Source organism: Pantoea sp. FN0305, assembly GCF_050113845.1.
GTDB lineage: Bacteria > Pseudomonadota > Gammaproteobacteria > Enterobacterales > Enterobacteriaceae > Mixta > Mixta alhagi.
The window spans coordinates 548,416-566,363 of record NZ_JBNJSN010000002.1 but is presented as its reverse complement, the minus strand read 5'-3'; the positions used below and the strand labels follow the sequence as shown (position 1 = coordinate 566,363).

At 53.1% G+C, this 17,948-nt stretch carries 17 protein-coding genes; 12 read left to right on the top strand and 5 right to left on the bottom strand.

Annotation, left to right across the window (positions count from 1 at the left end; genetic code table 11):
* Positions 1-36 precede the first annotated feature (36 nt).
* The 6 genes from ACQE3Y_RS06740 to solA all read left to right on the top strand — a co-directional run bounded on the left by ACQE3Y_RS06740 (position 37) and on the right by solA (position 4,398).
* Positions 37-600: a lipoprotein gene (locus ACQE3Y_RS06740; RefSeq protein WP_426974323.1), complete on the top strand. Its 564-nt coding sequence runs from the start codon at positions 37-39 to the stop codon at positions 598-600.
* A 258-nt stretch (positions 601-858) separates the two neighbouring features.
* Complete coding sequence (gene pyrC / locus ACQE3Y_RS06735) at positions 859-1,902, top strand: dihydroorotase (protein ID WP_426981146.1); 1,044 nt, start codon at positions 859-861, stop codon at positions 1,900-1,902.
* Between the two features lie 138 nt (positions 1,903-2,040).
* Entirely contained in the window at positions 2,041-2,286 is a 246-nt protein-coding gene (gene dinI, locus ACQE3Y_RS06730; RefSeq protein ID WP_426974321.1) for a DNA damage-inducible protein I, read from the top strand.
* A gap of 147 nt (positions 2,287-2,433) precedes the next feature.
* Positions 2,434-2,709 (top strand): hypothetical protein, encoded by a 276-nt coding sequence (locus tag ACQE3Y_RS06725; RefSeq protein WP_085072136.1) that lies wholly within the window; start codon positions 2,434-2,436, stop codon positions 2,707-2,709.
* 216 nt (positions 2,710-2,925) lie between these two features.
* On the top strand, positions 2,926-3,180 hold the full coding sequence (gene bssS, locus ACQE3Y_RS06720; RefSeq protein ID WP_084970930.1) for a biofilm formation regulator BssS: 255 nt from the start codon (positions 2,926-2,928) through the stop codon (positions 3,178-3,180).
* A gap of 102 nt (positions 3,181-3,282) precedes the next feature.
* Complete coding sequence (gene solA / locus ACQE3Y_RS06715) at positions 3,283-4,398, top strand: N-methyl-L-tryptophan oxidase (RefSeq protein ID WP_426981145.1); 1,116 nt, start codon at positions 3,283-3,285, stop codon at positions 4,396-4,398.
* A 95-nt stretch (positions 4,399-4,493) separates the two neighbouring features.
* On the opposite strand, the gene proP is transcribed toward solA, so the two are convergent.
* A complete protein-coding gene (proP, locus tag ACQE3Y_RS06710) occupies positions 4,494-5,954 on the bottom strand; it encodes a glycine betaine/L-proline transporter ProP (protein ID WP_426974318.1) in 1,461 nt (486 codons plus the stop codon).
* Between the two features lie 770 nt (positions 5,955-6,724).
* Between proP and ACQE3Y_RS06705 the strand changes: the two genes are divergently transcribed.
* The gene (locus ACQE3Y_RS06705; RefSeq protein WP_426974317.1) at positions 6,725-7,300 is read left to right on the top strand and encodes a cytochrome b; all 576 of its coding nucleotides are present in this window, start codon (positions 6,725-6,727) and stop codon (positions 7,298-7,300) included.
* A 4-nt stretch (positions 7,301-7,304) separates the two neighbouring features.
* Positions 7,305-7,880, top strand: a complete 576-nt coding sequence (locus ACQE3Y_RS06700) for a YceI family protein (protein WP_157130254.1) — start codon at positions 7,305-7,307, stop codon at positions 7,878-7,880.
* Positions 7,881-8,057: 177 nt separating this feature from the next.
* Here the strand turns inward: ACQE3Y_RS06700 and ACQE3Y_RS06695 are convergent, their stop codons facing one another.
* Positions 8,058-9,116: a rhodanese-related sulfurtransferase gene (locus ACQE3Y_RS06695; RefSeq protein ID WP_426974316.1), complete on the bottom strand. Its 1,059-nt coding sequence runs from the start codon at positions 9,114-9,116 to the stop codon at positions 8,058-8,060.
* A gap of 208 nt (positions 9,117-9,324) precedes the next feature.
* On the opposite strand from ACQE3Y_RS06695, the gene ACQE3Y_RS06690 reads away from it, so the two are divergent.
* The 3 genes from ACQE3Y_RS06690 (at position 9,325) to ACQE3Y_RS06680 (ending at position 12,025) form a co-directional block, all read left to right on the top strand.
* A complete protein-coding gene (locus ACQE3Y_RS06690; RefSeq protein WP_426981144.1) occupies positions 9,325-10,422 on the top strand; it encodes an NADH:flavin oxidoreductase/NADH oxidase in 1,098 nt (365 codons plus the stop codon).
* 134 nt (positions 10,423-10,556) lie between these two features.
* Positions 10,557-11,477: a Kdo(2)-lipid IV(A) acyltransferase gene (locus ACQE3Y_RS06685; RefSeq protein ID WP_426974314.1), complete on the top strand. Its 921-nt coding sequence runs from the start codon at positions 10,557-10,559 to the stop codon at positions 11,475-11,477.
* Between the two features lie 146 nt (positions 11,478-11,623).
* On the top strand, positions 11,624-12,025 hold the full coding sequence (locus tag ACQE3Y_RS06680) for a MysB family protein (RefSeq protein ID WP_085072142.1): 402 nt from the start codon (positions 11,624-11,626) through the stop codon (positions 12,023-12,025).
* A gap of 8 nt (positions 12,026-12,033) precedes the next feature.
* On the opposite strand, the gene ACQE3Y_RS06675 is transcribed toward ACQE3Y_RS06680, so the two are convergent.
* The 3 genes from ACQE3Y_RS06675 to mdoG form a co-directional block, all read right to left on the bottom strand.
* Positions 12,034-12,273, bottom strand: coding sequence for a YceK/YidQ family lipoprotein (locus ACQE3Y_RS06675; protein WP_085072143.1), 240 nt, complete (start codon positions 12,271-12,273; stop codon positions 12,034-12,036).
* 173 nt (positions 12,274-12,446) lie between these two features.
* A complete protein-coding gene (gene mdoH, locus ACQE3Y_RS06670) occupies positions 12,447-15,011 on the bottom strand; it encodes a glucans biosynthesis glucosyltransferase MdoH (RefSeq protein ID WP_426974313.1) in 2,565 nt (854 codons plus the stop codon).
* Complete coding sequence (gene mdoG, locus ACQE3Y_RS06665) at positions 15,004-16,539, bottom strand: glucans biosynthesis protein MdoG (protein WP_426981192.1); 1,536 nt, start codon at positions 16,537-16,539, stop codon at positions 15,004-15,006. The genes mdoH and mdoG overlap by 8 nt, the downstream gene beginning before the upstream one ends.
* A 269-nt stretch (positions 16,540-16,808) precedes the next feature.
* Here mdoG and mdoC point away from each other — a divergent pair, with 269 nt between their 5' ends.
* The gene (mdoC, locus tag ACQE3Y_RS06660; protein ID WP_426981142.1) at positions 16,809-17,930 is read left to right on the top strand and encodes a glucans biosynthesis protein MdoC; all 1,122 of its coding nucleotides are present in this window, start codon (positions 16,809-16,811) and stop codon (positions 17,928-17,930) included.
* The last annotated feature ends 18 nt before the right edge of the window (positions 17,931-17,948 follow it).

Genomic DNA, 17,948 nt, shown 5'->3' with positions numbered 1-17,948 from the left:
AAGGAGACTTTCTCCGCATTACTTTCGAGGATTGTCATGAACAAGGCGTTTTTGGCGCTCTGCGCCCTTGTGCTGGCCGGTCTGTTGACCGCCTGTAATCAGCTTACCCAGTACACAATTTCCGAGCAGGAGATCAATCAGGCTCTGCAGAAACATAATAATTATCAGAAAGACATTGGCGTGTCCGGACTGGTTAACGCCCATATCGTGCTGAATAACCTCAGCAGCCAGATTGGCCGCGAGGAAGCCGGTAAGGTGACGCTTTCCGGCAATGCGAAAGTGAATATCACTTCGCTGCTGGGGCCGCAGCAGGCGGATATGCAGCTGAAGATGAAGGCTCAGCCATTCTTTGATAAACAGAAAGGCGCGATTTTTCTGAAGGATCTGGAGATCGTGGAGGCCAACGTGCAGCCGGAAAAAATGCAGCCGATCCTGCATACCCTCACCCCCTATCTTAACCAGTCGCTGAAAAGCTATTTCGATCGCGAACCGGCTTATCTTCTGAGCGAAAATCGCAGCAAAGCGGAAGCGATGGCAAAAAAACTGGCGAAAGGAATTGAGGTAAAACCGGGTGAGCTGGTGATCCCTTTTATCGACTGACCACGGCCGCCCGCGCTGTTTTTTGCGGCGCGGGCTATTTACCTTTAATAGCCTTGCAATTCCAGGCTATCCGGGCGTGATGGGCTGCATTCCTGCCGCAAGACAGCGGACGCGCTGGCGCTATTTGCACCACTTCTCCTGTTTCTCCAGACTTTTTTCGCGCGGCCGACATAAAGCAAGTGCAATCGGTTGCCTTTATCCTTATGCTTGATACCCGGCTAAAAACTGCCTTGATTTCCCACCGCCGGAGCCTAATTCATGACTGCACAACCTCAGCAACTGATCATTCGCCGCCCTGACGACTGGCATATCCATCTGCGTGACGATGAGATGCTGCGCGCCGTATTGCCTTTTACCAGCGCCGTGTGCGGCCGTGCCATTGTGATGCCTAATCTGGTGCCGCCCGTCACCAGCGTGGAGGCGGCAAGCGCCTATCGCGCACGTATTCTGGCCGCGTTGCCGGAAGGACATGCTTTCCAGCCGTTAATGACCTGCTACCTTACCGATTCGCTTCAGCCTGATGAGGTGGAAAAAGGCTTTAAGGCTGGCGTATTTACCGCAGCCAAGCTTTATCCCGCTCACGCCACCACCAACTCCAGTCATGGCGTAACCAGTATTGACGCTATCGCCACGGTGCTGGAGCGTATGCAACGCATCGGCATGCCGCTGCTTATTCATGGCGAAGTGACCGATGCGCATATCGATATTTTCGATCGCGAGGCGCGCTTTATCGAAACGGTTATGGAGCCGCTGCGTCAGCGCTACCCTGAACTGAAAGTGGTGTTTGAACATATCACCACCAAAGAAGCCGCACAGTATGTCGAGGCGGGCAATGACCTGCTGGCTGCGACAATCACGCCACAGCATTTGATGTTTAACCGTAACCATATGCTGGTGGGCGGCGTGCGCCCGCATCTCTATTGCCTGCCGATCCTGAAGCGCAATGTCCATCAGGAGGCGCTGCGCAAGGTCATCGCCAGCGGTAATCGTCGCTTCTTCCTCGGCACCGATACCGCGCCGCATTTACGTCATCGCAAAGAGGCCAGCTGTGGCTGCGCCGGGGTGTTTAATGCGCCGACCGCGCTGCCCGCTTACGCTACGGTTTTTGAAGAGATGGATGCGCTACAGCATTTTGAAGCCTTCTGTTCGGAAAACGGCCCGAACTTTTACGGTCTGCCGCTGAATGAAGGAACGATTCGCCTGGTGCGTGAATCCTGGACTGTCGACGAAAGCATTGCGGCGGCGGGCGATACGCTGGTGCCTTTCCTCGCCGGTGAAACCCTGAACTGGCGCATTGCCTGATGATCCCCTGCGGCTGATGTTTCGCCATCAGCCGCTTCTGTGATTCCCTGCATTTTTTCATCGACGTCCTGCTCGCTTTTCGTTGCTTTGCTACCGTGTTGACTGTATAAATAGCCAGTACTCACAGCGGAGGCAGATATGCGTGTTGAAGTAACCATAGCGAAAACCACTCAGCTCCCTGCCGGCGCTATCGATGCGCTGACGCAGGAACTGTCAAAACGAATCGATAAAGAATTTCCGGAAATGACCAACCATATTTCGGTGCGCTACGCCAGCGCCAATAACCTGACCGTGATGGGCAGTGGTAAAGATGCCAAAGATCGTGTGACCGAGATCCTGCAGGAAACCTGGGAGAGCGCCGACGACTGGTTTATCACTGACTAACTTTCTTTTTGTGCCGTTGTTTGCCGGATATCGCCATCCGGCTTTTTTTTATCTTTACCACCTCGCCGCCCTTCCAACGCGGTTATAGACTGTTGTAAGCCGATGACATATTCTGGCGTCCGTCATGACTTACAGGAGGTGTTAACCATGACCGCTGATAAACCTGAAGAGGCGATGACCTTTGGTGAACTGCTGGCGTTAATTGGTGAACAGCAGCGTCGTCTTACCGTGTTGGAAAACGCATTTTCCTATCTTGCCTTTTGTCTGGACGATAAATCTAATCAGTTATTGATTCATAGCCTGCGGCTGGAAGCGCAAAACCAAAATCATGATGAGGGAATGCAGCAGCATTTTGCTCGTCTTGCGGCTGAGCTGGAAAAACGTCACGCCCCGGTTAAAATTCAACCCGACACCACTCTTTGATTTTTATAAACTCCTGCATTATGCAGGAGTTCTTTTCCTGCTAAGAATAATCAGAATTCTGTTCAAATATTATTCGCCGTAGATTAATTACGCTATTCGAGCATTTTTCGTGCCGCTTAAATCTGTAACACTGTTATAATCACTCTGCTCTGTGAAAAAAAGCCGCATTGAAACCTCAAATAATCACTTCGTTCTACGAGTAATAAGGGGGTTATAATGGACAGTAATAAAGAGATTATTCAGACACATCCCCTCGTTGGATGGGATATCAGTACCGTGGACTCGTATGATGCGATGATGATTCGTCTGCATTCGCTTTCATCTAATGAGCAACAGCCTGATGAAGCCGACGTAGGGCCGACTTACTGGCTGACTACGGACGTTGCCAGACAGTTTATCTCCATTCTGGAAGCAGGTATCGCTAAAATAGAAGCCAGCGAAATCCTTGCCCGAGACTACAAAAAGCATTAACCAGTAACGTTGGTTAACCAGGCACCCTGCGGGGTGCCTTTTTATTATCTGCAAGCTTTTGCTATGCTGCTAAGCCTTCGCAGCATCAGGAGAAGTTGGCTAATGGTTTATGATCTTATCGTTATTGGCAGTGGTTCCGTCGGGGCCGCTGCAGGCTGGTACGCGACGCGTGCCGGGCTCAAGGTGCTGATGATTGACAGCGCGCACCCGCCCCATCAGGAAGGCAGCCACCACGGCGCGACGCGTCTGATTCGTCACGCCTATGGCGAGGGCGCTCGCTATGTTCCACTGGTTTTGCGCGCTCAGCAATTGTGGGATGAGCTGGAGCAGCAGAGCGGTGAACGGATTATGCACCGCAGCGGCATCATTAACCTTTCTCCTGCCGGCTCGCCGTTTATTAACAACGTGATAGAAAGCGCGCGCCAGTTTCAGCTGGAGATTGAAGTATTATCGCCAGAGCAGATACGCCAACGCTGGCCAGATATTGCGATACCGGAAGGCTACACGGGCGTTTTTGAACCGCGCTCCGGCTATCTGAAATCAGAGGTGGCGATTCGCAGCTGGATTCGCCTGGCGCGCGAAGCGGGCTGCGCTCAGCTGTTTAACTGTGGGGTATCCGCCCTCGCCCGCGAAGATGAGCTGCAGCGCGTGACCACGGCTGACGGCGACTACTATGGCCGCAAACTGTTACTCAGCGTCGGCACCGCCGTTAAGCAGTTCTGTCCTGATGTACCGGTTACGCCAGTACGCAAAGTGTTTGCCTGGTATCAGGCCGACGGGCGCTACAGCGAAAATAATAAGTTTCCCGGCTTCACCGTGGAAATGGCCGATGGCAGCCAGTATTACGGCTTTCCCGCAGATAATAACGAGCTAAAAATAGGCCGACATGATGGTGGTCAGTCAATGCAGAGCGCACAGGATCGCAAACCTTTTGGCGCTTATGCCAGCGATGGCAACGAGGTTTTTAATTTCCTCCGCCGCTTCCTGCCAGGCGTAGGGGTTTGTTTGCACGGTGCCGCCTGCGCTTATGATAATTCTCCAGACGAAGATTTTATTATCGATACGCTGCCGGAAGATAATAATCGCATGATAATAACCGGGCTCAGCGGCCACGGTTTTAAATTCGCCAGCGTATTAGGTGAAATAGCCAGCGCCTTTGCCAGCAATAAATCATGTGAATTTGATTTATCGCCGTTTTCTTTGTCCCGTTTTAAATAAAACAGTAAAGGCACAATAAAATTGTGCCTTATTATTTCTGCGATAATTATTATCGCTTTGATTGTTTAATATTCCCCGTTCGGCTTTGCCGCTAATTATTGCATCGCTCTGTTCTCTTTTTGGCGACGCAGCTTGAGTTTTTTCACCAGTTTTACCGCTTCCGCTTCTGAACCCACCGCCGGCGCTGAACCATGCAGCGGCTTACGCGCCGTTTCGCGCATAAAGAATACGGTAATCAAGCCGATAACCCCCGCTCCCATCAGGTAATAAGCTGGCATCAGCAGATTCTGGAATTTATCCACCAGCCAGGCGGTCATCAGCGGCGTGGTGCCGCCAAACAGCGATACGGAAATATTAAAACCGATAGCCAACGCACTATAGCGCACATCGGTGGCAAACAGCGCTGGCAGCGCCGAAGGCATGGTGCCGCTAAAGCAGCTATGCAGCACGCCAAGGATCATCAGGCCAATGAAAACAAATACCAGGTTGCCGGTCGCCACCAGCATCAGGCAGGGAATGGAGAATACCAGCAGCCCCACCGCGCCCAGCGCAATCACCGGACGACGTCCCAGGCGATCGTTCCAGTGCCCCCAGAACAGCGTGAGCGGCATCATAACAAACATTACCACCAGCACCAGCATCAGGCCGCTTAGCTCGCTCAGACCCAGCACGCCGGTGAGATAGCTGGGCATATAAGAGGTCAGCATATAGTTGGAGACATTAAACAGCAGTACCAGACCAATACATTTCAGCATCTGTGCCCGATATTTACGCAGCATTTGCCACAGGGTTAGCCGTGGTTTGCTGTGTTCCAGCGCTTCCTGTTTTTCCACATGCTTCTGAAACGCCGGTGTCTCTTCCAGCTTCAGACGAATATAAAGGCCAAACAGTCCCAGCGGTGCAGCAATGAAGAAAGGAATACGCCAGCCCCAGATAAGTAGCTGATCGGCAGAGAGCAGCGCCGTCAGCGCGGTGACCAGCCCCGCGCCCAACAGATACCCGCCCAGCGTGCCGAATTCCAGCCAGCTTCCCATAAAGCCGCGACGTTTGTCGGTTGAGTATTCAGCAATAAAGGTCGCCGCGCCGCCATATTCACCGCCGGTGGAAAAACCTTGCACCAGTCGCGCCAGCAGCAGCAGTAACGGTGCAGCAATACCGATGCTGTTATAGCCGGGGATCAGTCCGATACAAAAGGTTCCGATTGCCATCATGATCATGGTGATGGCCAGGACTTTTTGCCGACCAATACGATCGCCCAGCGGGCCGAAAAAGAGCCCGCCAATGGGACGCACCAGAAAAGCGGCGGCGAAAGCGCCAAAGGTGGCAATCAGCTGTGCGGCCGGACTGCCGCCGGGGAAGAACACTTTACCAATGGTAACAGCCAGATAGCTGTATACGCCAAAGTCAAACCACTCCATGGCGTTGCCGAGCGCGGCTGCGCCCACAGCGCGTTTCAGCATGGCATTATCGACAATGGTAATATCATCGACGGTAAGTTCTTGTTGGCTTTTTTTCTGCCAGAAATGTTTTTTAGATGAGCCTGTAGCGACGTTCATATCGTTTCCTCACGGATTACGCGATGACGGTAGGCAGCACCATAGCTTTCATAGCCAGCAGCGGCTGATGGTAAGGAAAGCTATAACGCAGCATGAATACACTCAAAAGAATGAGAGCTGCATCACGTTTATTGACACAGATTTACTTTATCGATTGTAAAGGCAAAATGCAAATTTGATGAAATATTAGACTACCAGTAGTGCTTAAGTTGATACGGGATCTCATACTTTCGCCAGATAATAGTTTTTATGACCATAAAAACAGAATAGATATGACCATAAAAGCAGAAGGGATTTTCAGCTCAGCGCCGTATAAAAACGGCAAAACCGGGTTACCGACCAGATATTATAAAAAAGTTAATTTTTATCTTCATGCTGCGCACAGGCACCTGCTAAACGCAGTCGCCGCATTGACAAAAACTGACTAAATACCAACAAAAGTCGATATTTGATTCAAATTTATTGAAATTATTATTCTTAACAGACGCCTTTTTTCATGGCTATTACCTGGCTGACCGACAGGCTGGCTTACACATTATTTTGCTAACGTTATGCTTGTTTTAGTGCCAGAACGCTTCCCCAATCTCTCGCTGAAAAAATCATTTTGCTAAGGCCACCGCCTTTTCAGGCGATAAAACTGATAATAACCACCTTTAAACAATCAATTAATTTGAAAAAAATTAAAAAGGCAGAGTAGTCAGCGCTTTTTTGTTGATTTTCTGTTTCAGCTTGTACAGTCTCATGTCAAAACATTGAGCAGAGATATGGCAATGGCATGGAAAAATAGCGGCGACGGATATGGTCATTTTAGCTTATTGCTCCACTGGCTGGTGGCACTGGCCGTGTACGGCATGTTCGCGCTGGGTTTGTGGATGGTTTCGCTGGGCTACTACGACACCTGGTATCATAAGGCGCCGGAACTGCATAAAAGCATCGGCATGGTGCTGTTTGCCGTCATGATTTTACGGGTGATCTGGCGCTTTGTTTCTCCGCCCCCTGCTCCGCTCGCCAGCTACTCTCCGCTGGTGCGCTATTCCGCCGTAGCGGTCCACCTGTTGCTCTATTTATTGCTGTTTGCCATTTTTATCAGCGGCTATCTGATATCAACTGCAGAAGGCAAACCCATCGACGTCTTCGGCGTGTTGCCTGTTCCGGCTACCTTTAGCGGCTACGGCGCGCAGGCCGATCTGGCGGGCGATATTCACCTGTGGCTGGCCTGGCTGGTAGTGGTTATATCACTGCTGCACGGACTGGCTGCATTAAAGCATCACTTTATCGATCGCGATATTACCCTGAAACGCATGCTGGGCTACCGCATCACTTCATCTGTTAAAACGGAGAAATAATATGTTGAAAAAAACGCTTTGCGCGCTGACCGCAGCTACGCTGCTGCTGGGTGCTCAGGCTGCCACCGCGGCGGAATATAAAATTGATAAAGAGGGGCAGCACGCCTTTATTCAGTTCCGCATTAAGCACTTAGGCTACAGCTGGCTGTACGGCACCTTTAAGGATTTTGACGGCGGCTTTACCTTTGATGAGAAAAACCCTGCGGCTGATAAAGTAAACGTAACGATTAATACCAGCAGCGTTGATACCAACCATGCTGAACGCGATAAGCATCTGCGCAGCGCCGATTTTCTCAACGTCAGCAAATTCCCGCAGGCAACCTTTGTTTCTACCGGCGTGAAAAAGGATGGCGACGAACTGGATATTACCGGCAATCTGACGCTGAACGGCGTAACCAAACCGATTACGCTGGAAGCGAAACTGCTGGGCCAGGGCGACGATCCCTGGGGCGGCTACCGGGCTGGCTTTGAGGCGGAAGGCAAACTGGCACTGAAGGATTTTAATATCACTAAAGACCTTGGTCCGGCCTCGCAGGAGGTTGAGCTGATCATCTCCGTGGAAGGCGTGCGCCAGAAGTAGGCCATACAGACTCTAACAGGCTAACGCTAAACTCAAGGCGCGGGGGTGTCTCGGCAGAAGAGTAAGCGTCCCGCGGCCTGGGATGGCGCGGGCGCATATTAAACCTTTACGATCTCCCCCGAGCATTTTTTTGCAATTTCCCTGATCGAGAGTGTTTTCCCTTCTTCCAGGCAGCGGTTATTTGTTATCGGTCGGTGCCGGGATCGTCAGCGTGGCAGTTAACAGGCCGCGCGATTTATTAAAGATCTTGTTGCTGGTTTCACGTCCGGCGCGACGAGCGCGCTGCTCTTCTGGCGGCAAGGCCGCTTCTTCCATGCACATCGGGCTGCAGCAATGCTGAAACTTCTCGGCGCAGGATGGGCACTGAATAAACAGCAGATGGCAACCATCGTTCACGCAGTTAACGTGCGTATCGCACGGCGCGCCGCACTGATGGCAATGAGCAATCACATCATCTGAAATGCGTTCGCCCATGCGTTCGTCAAAGACAAAGTTTTTGCCTTTGAAACGCACCGGCAGGCCCTGCTCGCGCGCACGGCGCGCATATTCAATAATGCCGCCTTCAACGTGATAAACCTGTTCGAAACCGTTATGCAGCATCCAGGCGCTGGCTTTTTCACAGCGGATCCCGCCGGTGCAGTACATAACAATCTTTTTGTCTTTCTTATCCTGCAGCATCTCTACCGCCATCGGCAGCTGATCGCGGAAAGTATCGGCAGGAATTTCCAGCGCCTTGTCAAAATGCCCCACTTCATATTCATAGTGGTTGCGCATATCGACAAACACCGCATCGGGATCATCCAGCATAGCGTTGACTTCATCCGCTTTCAGATACGCACCCACCTGACTGGCATCGAAACTTTCATCCTCAATGCCGTCAGCGACGATGCGATCGCGCACCTTCAGCCGCAGCACCCAGAACGATTTGCCGTCATCATCCAGCGCGATATTCATGCGCAGATTATTCAGCGCCGGATCAAAGCCGTATAGCGTTTGCTGCATGCGCGCATAGAGGCTGGCCGGCACGCTGACCTGCGCGTTGATCCCTTCATGGGCCACGTAGATACGTCCAAAAACTTTCAGCTCGGTCAGCGCAAGATAAAGCGCATCACGAAACGCTTTGGGATCGGCGATATGAAAATATTTATAAAAAGAGACTGTAGTGCGCGGCTCGGTTTCGGCCAGCATGCGCGCTTTCAGCTCTTTGTTTGAAACAAGGTTATGTAACACTGGCATGGTGTTCTTTCCCGGTAGTGAGCTCTTTTTTGCGGGCGACATCATACCTGATTTAACAGTGAAGCAAAGCTTTGCAGCATTTTTTCCACATTTGACGATCCCTCCTTACCGCACATACTGACAATTAACCGCTCTGCCAATTGAGATAAGCCGTGTTATACCATTAGCGACCTTAATATCACTCAGGTGATAACAGATGGAGAAAAACATGAGTCAGCTTTTTACGCCGCTGCAGTTGGGCAAATTATCGCTCAGCAATCGTATTATCATTGCGCCGATGTGTCAGTATTCGGCAGAACAGGGCAAAGCGACACCCTGGCATCGCATTCATCTGGGACATTTATCCCTCTCCGGCGCCGGACTGCTGATTATCGAAGCCACCGCCATTGAACCCGCCGGGCGCATTACGCCGCAGGATCTCGGCCTGTGGAATGATGAAACGGAGCAGGCGCTGGCGGAAACCATCAATGATGTAAAACGCTATGCAACCATGCCGCTGGGGATCCAGCTGGGCCACGCCGGGCGCAAGGCCTCCTGCGACGTTCCCTGGCGCGGCGGCGGCTTTTTAACGCCGCAGCAGGGCGGCTGGCAAACCTCCGCCCCTTCAGCACTGCCCTACAGCGAAAAAGACGGCACCCCACTGGCGCTGACAAAAGCCCGCATCGACGAGATCAAACAGGCCTTTATCGACAGTGCCATTCGCGCCGATCGGCTGGGCTTTGAGCTGGTAGAAATCCATGCCGCGCATGGTTATCTGCTGCATCAGTTCCTTTCACCTTTATCCAACCAGCGTGACGATGAATATGGCGGTTCACTGGAAAATCGCATGCGCCTGGTGCTGGAAATTTTTGATGAGGTGCGCCGTGTCTTCCCGCGTGATAAGACGGTTGGCGTGCGTATTTCCGCCTCTGACTGGGTAGAAGGCGGCTGGGATGAAGCGCAATCCATTGCGCTGAGCAAGGCGCTGGAAGCTGCCGGCTGTGACTATATTCATGTTTCCAGCGGCGGTCTGTCGCCCCAGCAGCAGATCAGCGTTGGCCCGAACTATCAGGTGCCTTTCGCCGCAGGAATTAAAGCAGCCCTGACCACCATGCCGGTGATTGCCGTAGGATTGATTACCGAACCGCAGCAGGCGGAAGCGGTGCTGGTCAACGGTGAAGCCGATGCTGTCGCCCTGGCCCGCGCCATGCTTTACGATCCGCGCTGGCCGTGGCACGCCGCCGCCGAACTGGGCGAAAAAGTGCAGGCGCCGCCTCAATACTGGCGCTGCGAGCCGCACGAAGTGAAAGGGCTGTTTAATCTTTAAATGCTTTCCGGCAGCGCAGTGAATGCGCTGCCGGACATCCTGGTTTCAGCAATAAGTAAAAAAGTGGCACAATACACCCTTCAAATTGGACACTGCGGCGTTTTTTACCCGCCGCAACGAATAACTGGAAGAACATGACTCAGTTGCCTCAATTTTCACGCGATCTGCTTCATCCGCGTTACTGGTTCCTCTGGCTTGGTATTGGCCTGCTTTATTTGGTGGTGTTGTTGCCCTACCCGGTGCTTTACCATCTCGGTTGTGGTTTAGGTCGTCTTTCGATGCGCGTGATGAAACGACGCGCGGCGATCGCCCAACGTAACATTGAGCTCTGCTTTCCTCAAATGCCGCCCGCCGAGCGCGATGCGCTGCTGAAGCGCAATTTTGAGTCGGTCGGCATGGGTTTTCTGGAGACCGGCATCGCCTGGTTCTGGCCGGACTGGCGGGTGCGGAAATGGTTTACCGGTATCGGTGATGAGCATATTCAGCAGGCAAAGCGCGAGCAGAAAGGTATTCTGCTGATCGGGATGCATTTTCTTTCCCTGGAGCTGGGCGCACGCATGTTCGGCTTGCTGAACCCCGGCATCGGCGTTTATCGGCCGAATGACAACCCGCTGATCGACTGGCTGCAAACCTGGGGCCGGATGCGCTCAAACAAGAGCATGATCGATCGTAAAGATCTCAAAGGCATGATCCGTGCGCTGAAGGCGGGCGAGATCATCTGGTATGCGCCCGATCATGATTACGGCCCCAAAAGCAGCGTCTTTGTTCCCTTTTTCGCTGTGCCGGATGCCGCCTCGACTAAAGGCAGCTATATGCTGATCCGCACCGCGAAACCCGCCGTGATCCCTTTCCTGCCGCGTCGTCTGCCGCACGGTAAAGGTTATGAGCTGATCGTCTTGCCTGACGTGAAAGATGTGCCGACCGATAACGAGGAAGCCACCGCAAGGCGGATGAACCAGATCGTTGAGGAAGCGGTACTGATGGCCCCGGAGCAGTATATGTGGCTGCACCGTCGTTTTAAAACGCGTCCGCCTGGCAAAGAGAAACTTTACTAACCCCTTCTTTTCCCTTTCGTTCCGCTACGGAGCGGAAGGGTCTGATTTCCGCTCATCCAGACAGTTTTTTTAGCGCTGACGCTATGAGTGCTGAAACTTCGTCTATTCTTTCCTGAAACCATCCTTGAGGAGATTAGGAGAGACTAATGAGCATGTTTAGCACACTGGAAGAAGCTATCGATAGCGCCCGTGAAGAGTTCCTGGCGAATAACCCAGAGCTGGATGAAGATGAGGTTTCAGTAGGGCAATTCAATCTGCAAAAATATGTGATGCAGGATGGCGAAATCATGTGGCAGGCGGAGTTTCTCGCTGATGAAAGCGATGACGGCGAGTTGCTGCCTCTCCGCACCGGTGAAGCTGCGCAGGCTATTTTCGAGGGTGACTTCGATGAGGTGGAGCTGCGCCAGGAATGGATGCCGGAAAACACGCTGCACGAATGGGATGAAGGTGAATTCCAGCTGGAAGCGCCGCTGGATACCGAAGAAGGCGAAGCGGTAGCCCAGGAATGGGAAGACAGCGGCAGCAATAACGAATCAGACCGCTGGTAACCCTGTTTTTATTCATAGGGCCCGTGCTGCGCATCGACCGGTAACAGCAGCGTATCCAGCAGGGCCGACAGCGGCACGTCGAGAATGGTGAGAAAACGCCACGGCGTGTCGCGCACGTCCCACTGTACGCCAGGATAATATTGATTGCCGTGCCCCTGTCCGGGTACGGTGCGGCTGATAATGCTGCCGCAGCCGGTTAACAGCAACACCAGCGTCAGCAATGCTGCGCTACGTAATCCTTTTTTCAATCCTTTACCTCTCTTTGAGTCGGCCTGATATTGGCTGTCCGGCGTTTGTCCGCCCTCTGTTTAAAAATAGCCTACTGCCAGCCGGGAATAAAAAAGCGGCCCGAAGGCCGCTCTTGCAATATGCTCATCACACTATGGCTGCGCTGGCCCGCAAAACAGGCCAGGCATCCCGCTTATTTCGCAGGCGTTAGCGCCAGCGGATTCAGCTGCAGCGTACGGTAGTAGTCCTGCCACTCATGGTACTTTTCTGCATCCTGCCACAGACGATAATGCAGGCGCGCCAGCGTTACCGGATCGCTAATCAGCGCCAGGCGCTCATCGCGACTCAGCTTCGACGGCGCATCGCTTAAGGCATGCTCTACCCGACGGTCGCGCGCATAGTCCAGCAGATCGCTTTTCAGGTGACGCGAGGTCGCCAGCGCGGTCGCCAGCGCGTTAAACGACGGATGAAACAGCGCATGCATAAAGCCCTGCTTCAGCGCACGTTCGCGGTTCAGCTGCAGATAGGTATCGGTATCTACCAGCTCTTTCGGCGGCGCATACTCTTCCGGGATCAGGAACAGCTTCGCGCGGCGGGTCGCCAGTCCATTGCTGGTGCGGCTGGAAATTACCGACACAAACGGCGACAGGATCAGCGAGAACACAATCGGCGACAGCCACCAGAGGAAGTTCAGATCCAGCCAGCCCATGCCCACCGCCCAGACGATACCCAGCAGCATCTGTGAACCATGACGACGGAACGCTTCGCTCCAGGGCGTAGCATCATCGTCACGCTGCGGTGAGTTCCACACCACTTCCCAACCCAGGAAGGCGCTGACCACAAATACCGTATGGAACAGCATACGCACCGGCGCCAGCAACACCGAGAACAGCATTTCCAGCAGCATTGAGGCCAGCAGACGCAGCGCGCCGCCATAGCCTTTCGCGCCTTTAAACCAGATCAGCACTACGCTCAGCAGCTTCGGCAGGAACAGCAGCACCAGCGTGGTAGAGAACAGCGCAATAGCCAGCTCCGGACGCCACTGCGGCCACACCGGGAAGAGCTGGCGCGGTTGCAGGAAGTACTGCGGCTCCATCAGCGTATGCACCACCTGCAAGGCAGTAGAGAGCGCGAGGAACAGGAACCACAGCGGCGCGGAAAGATAAGACATCACGCCGGTCAGGAACACCGCGCGGTGCACCGGGTGCATGCCTTTAACCAGGAACAGCCTGAAGTTCATCAGGTTGCCGTGACACCAGCGACGGTCACGCTTCAGCTCATCCAGCAGGTTAGGCGGCAGCTCTTCATACGAGCCAGGCAGATCGTAGGCAATCCACACGCCCCAGCCGGCGCGACGCATTAGCGCAGCCTCGACAAAGTCATGGGAGAGAATCGACCCGGCAAACGAGCCTTCGCCCGGCAGCGGTGCCAGCGCACAGTGCTCGATAAAGGGCTTCACGCGGATAATGGCGTTATGTCCCCAATAGTGCGACTCGCCCAGCTGCCAGAAGTGCAGTCCGGCGGTAAACAGCGGCCCGTAAACGCGTGTGGCAAACTGCTGGCAACGCGCATAGAGCGTATCCATCCCGGATGCCTTTGGTGAAGACTGGATGATACCGGCATTCGGGTTCGCTTCCATCATGCGTACCAGGCCGGTCAGACATTCACCGCTCATTACGCTATCCGCATCCAGCACCACCATATAGCTGTACTGGCTGCCCCAGCGGCGGCAGAAGTCATCGATGTTGCCGCTTTTACGCTTCACGCGGCGGCGGCGGCGGCGATAAAAGATCTTCCCTGCCCCGCCCACGTCACGAACCAGCTCCATCCAGGCTTTCTGTTCCGCCACGGCGATATCCGCATCATAGCTGTCGCTAAGAATATAGACATCAAAATGCTGACTCTCTCCGCTGCGCACGACCGATTCCCAGGTGGCGCGCAAACCGGCAAAGACGCGTTCCACGTCTTCGTTACAGATTGGCATAATCAACGCGGTGCGATGAGTGGGATCGATCGGCTCATTACCGGTAAGCGTATACGAGATACTGTACTTATCGCGGCCAATCAGCAGCTGCAGAAAGCCCATCAGCGCCGTCCAGAAACCGGCGGAGACCCAACAGAACAGAATGGCGAACAGGAACAGAATCCCGGTCTGCAACACATAAGGCAGCAGTTGCAGCAGCGATTGCTGCCAGTTCTGGTTGAGCATATCCATTGGGTCGATCAGCGCCCAGCCCTGGTAAGGCAGAATGGTCTTCATATACCAGGTGGCGATCACCGTCTGGAAAATCGTCAGGATCAACAGAATATAACGACGAATGGAGCCGACGTGACGCCATTTGTCTTCCTGACGCTGTTCTTCCGCCGAGGCGTAGCGCGGGGTGGATTTGCGTCCGCGCAGCGAATCCCAGGCGCGCGCCAGCGGGTTAGTCCGCCAGGCTTCCGGGAACATCAGCGAACGCTTTACCGGCGGCATCGCCTTCAGCGTGGTACGTCCGAGATAATCCTCGCTGAACTGTTTGCCCTCATCCAGCGAGTCCGGCCAGCTCATTTCAATACGTGACTTTACCGAGCTCAGCGGCGCGTCGTCGGCACGCGCTTCGGCCGGGCCATTCTGGCCCAGCTGCTGATGCAGTGTGCTGTAAACCTCACCGCCCGCCTCCGGGGCGGGCAGATTTGTCGCCAGCGCCGCTTTGCCGTCCGGCGACAGCGGCAGCGCGTCGATATAGTCAGCGGGAGTTAAGATTGATTTATTCATTGGCAGGCAACTGATAGCTCCATGTTTCCGTCAGCGTTTTATCACCGTTAACCAGTGCGGCACGCATTTCGGTCGGCTGCTTATTGTCTTTAACGCGAATGCGCAGCATTAAACGCCAGCCTTTGTTCACCGGGTTATAGCGCACGCTCTGTTCAACAATCTCACCGTTATTGCCGATGCTAACCTGAGGCGTAACCGGCGTGTTATCCGGCATCGCACTCATATCCTGACCGACAAAGTCCACCACAAAAGCGAGGGTGCCGTCTGGCTGGCGCACCAGGTTTGACTGTTTTACATCGCCGGTAGAACGCAGCGTGTTTTTCACCCATGCGGTATCTGGCGAATGCAGCTGGTCTTCATCACGGGTAAAATGCAAACGATATTTAAAGTTCATTTCCTTGCCCGGCTCCGGCAGATTCTCCGGCGTCCAGAAGGCAACGATATTATCGTTGGTTTCATCCGCTGTTGGGATCTCAACCAGCTCTACGCGACCTTTACCCCAGTCGCCCTGCGGCTCGATCCAGCCGCTTGGGCGCAGATCGTAACGATCGTCGAGATCCTGATACTGATTGAACTCGCGTCCGCGTTGTAGCAGGCCAAAACCTTTCGGGCTTTCCACGGTAAAAGTGCTTACTGCCAGATGTTTCGGATTGTTCAGCGGACGCCAGATCCATTCGCCGTTACCGGCATGAATTGACAGACCGTTGGAATCATGCAGAGAAGGGCGATAGTTGACTATCGGAGAAGGCTGATTCGGACCATAGAGGAACATGCTGGTCAGCGGCGCAACGCCCAGCTTGCCCACTTTGTCGCGCAGATAGACTTTTGACTGCACATCCACATTGGTGTCTTTACCTGGACGCAGTACAAAGCGGTAAGCACCGGTAGCACGCGGAGAATCCAGCAGCGCATAGATTACCAGCTGTTTATCCTGCGGTTTCGGACGTTCAATCCAGAATTCGCGAAAACGTGGGAACTCTTCACCAGAAGGCAGCGCGGTATCGATCGCCAGCCCACGCGACGAGAGGCCATAAACCTGGCCGCCGCCAATCACGCGGAAATAGCTGGCACCGAGGAAACTGGTGATTTCGTCATCTTTATCTTTGGCGTTTAACGGATAAAGCACTTTAAAACCCGCAAAACCCAGGTTCTTAATGGTTTCCGGATCGTGCTGAACATTGCCAAAATTAAAATATTCCGGGCTGTATTTGATTTCCCGTACCGTGTTGGCGGTGACTTCATGCAGTTTTACCGGGGTATCGAAATACATGCCCTGATGATAAAACTCCAGCTTGAATGGCGTTTTCAGTTTATGCCAATAGGCTTTATCGTGATTAAACTGAATCTGTTGATAGTCAGCATATTTCATGTCACGAAACTGAGAGGGCAAATTGCTCTTCGGCGCTTCAAAACTTTTTCCCGCTAACGACTTTGCCTCTTTGGCGACATCATCAATGCTAAAAGCCCAACCGGTGTTGGTATACAAGGCAAACAGAACTGCCGCACTGACCCAGCGCGTTTTTTTCAGTCCCGATTTATTTTTGTTAGTAATCAGCACATCCCCCCCTTTCGTGTGCTTAAATCAATCCCATCCATATTAATGGATTATTCGGTTTTCCGACAGTATACCCGCCGTTTTGTTCCTGTATTCTCTGCTCTCAGGGCTTTTCTCTGCGTTGATCGTCTGTTACAGAATCGGCTGATATTATATGGATTCCCGTTCCGGTAAAGTAAAGCGCTTACTTTTGTCACGTTCAGGGCGAGCCGGTATATAAAACGTACTAAAACTGGATAACTATGCGTACTAAATCTCATCAGCGTGAATATTTTTTTGATTCTATTCGCGCCTATCTGATGCTTCTTGGCGTTCCTTTTCATGTTTCACTTATTTATTCCAGCCACCAGTGGTCTGTTAACAGCGCGGAACCGTCGCTGTGGTTAACCGTGTTCAATGACTTTATTCATGCTTTCCGCATGCAGGTGTTTTTCGTCATATCTGGTTACTTTTCTTTTATGCTCTGGTTGCGCTATGCCCCGCGCGAATGGTGGAAAGTGCGCGTGGAACGCGTTGGCATTCCGATGCTCAGCGCCATTCCGCTAATTACCCTGCCCCAGTTTTTTATACTGAAAGAGTGGACGGGTAAGATCACCGGCTGGCCGCAGTTTTCCGCGTATGAAAAATATAACACCCTGGTCTGGGAGCTCACCTCCCACCTGTGGTTTCTGCTGGTGCTGGTTATTTTCACCTCGCTGGGGCTGGTGCTGTTTCGCCGCCTGCATGCGGCGGAGCAAAACCAGACCACCGCGCCCGGCTGGCTGATACTTACTCTGGCCGTGCTGTTTTACAGCCTGTGCTGGGGCGCTTTTCGCCGTCTGATTTTTATCTTTCAGCCTGCGCTGCTGACCGATGGGCTTTTCAACTTTGCCGTTATGCAAACCCTGTTTTATCTGCCTTTCTTCTGGCTTGGCGCGCTGGCCTGGCGCAATCCGGCGCTGAAGGCGCGCTTTGTGCGCTTTAATCCGTGGACGCTGATCGGCTCGGCGCTGGCATTCTTCGCCTATATGGCCAACCAGCGCTACAGCAGCGGCGAAGGCTGGATGTATGAAATCGATGCGGTGGTGTCAATGCTAATGGGTCTGTGGATGGTCAACGTAGTATTTTCCTTTGGGCATCGCTTCCTGAATGCCCATTCGGCGCGCATTACCTGGCTGGTAAATGCTTCTCTGTTTATTTATCTGGTGCATCATCCGCTGACGCTACTGTACGGCATCTTTATTACGCCACATATTCATAATAATGCGCTGGGTTTTATTGCTGGCCTGTTGTTTGTCTTCGGCATCGCCTTTGTGCTGTATGAAATTCATCTGCGCATTCCGCTGCTGCGCTTCCTGTTTTCCGGGCGAAAAGCCCGCCCCTGAGTTACAGACGGGCATGGA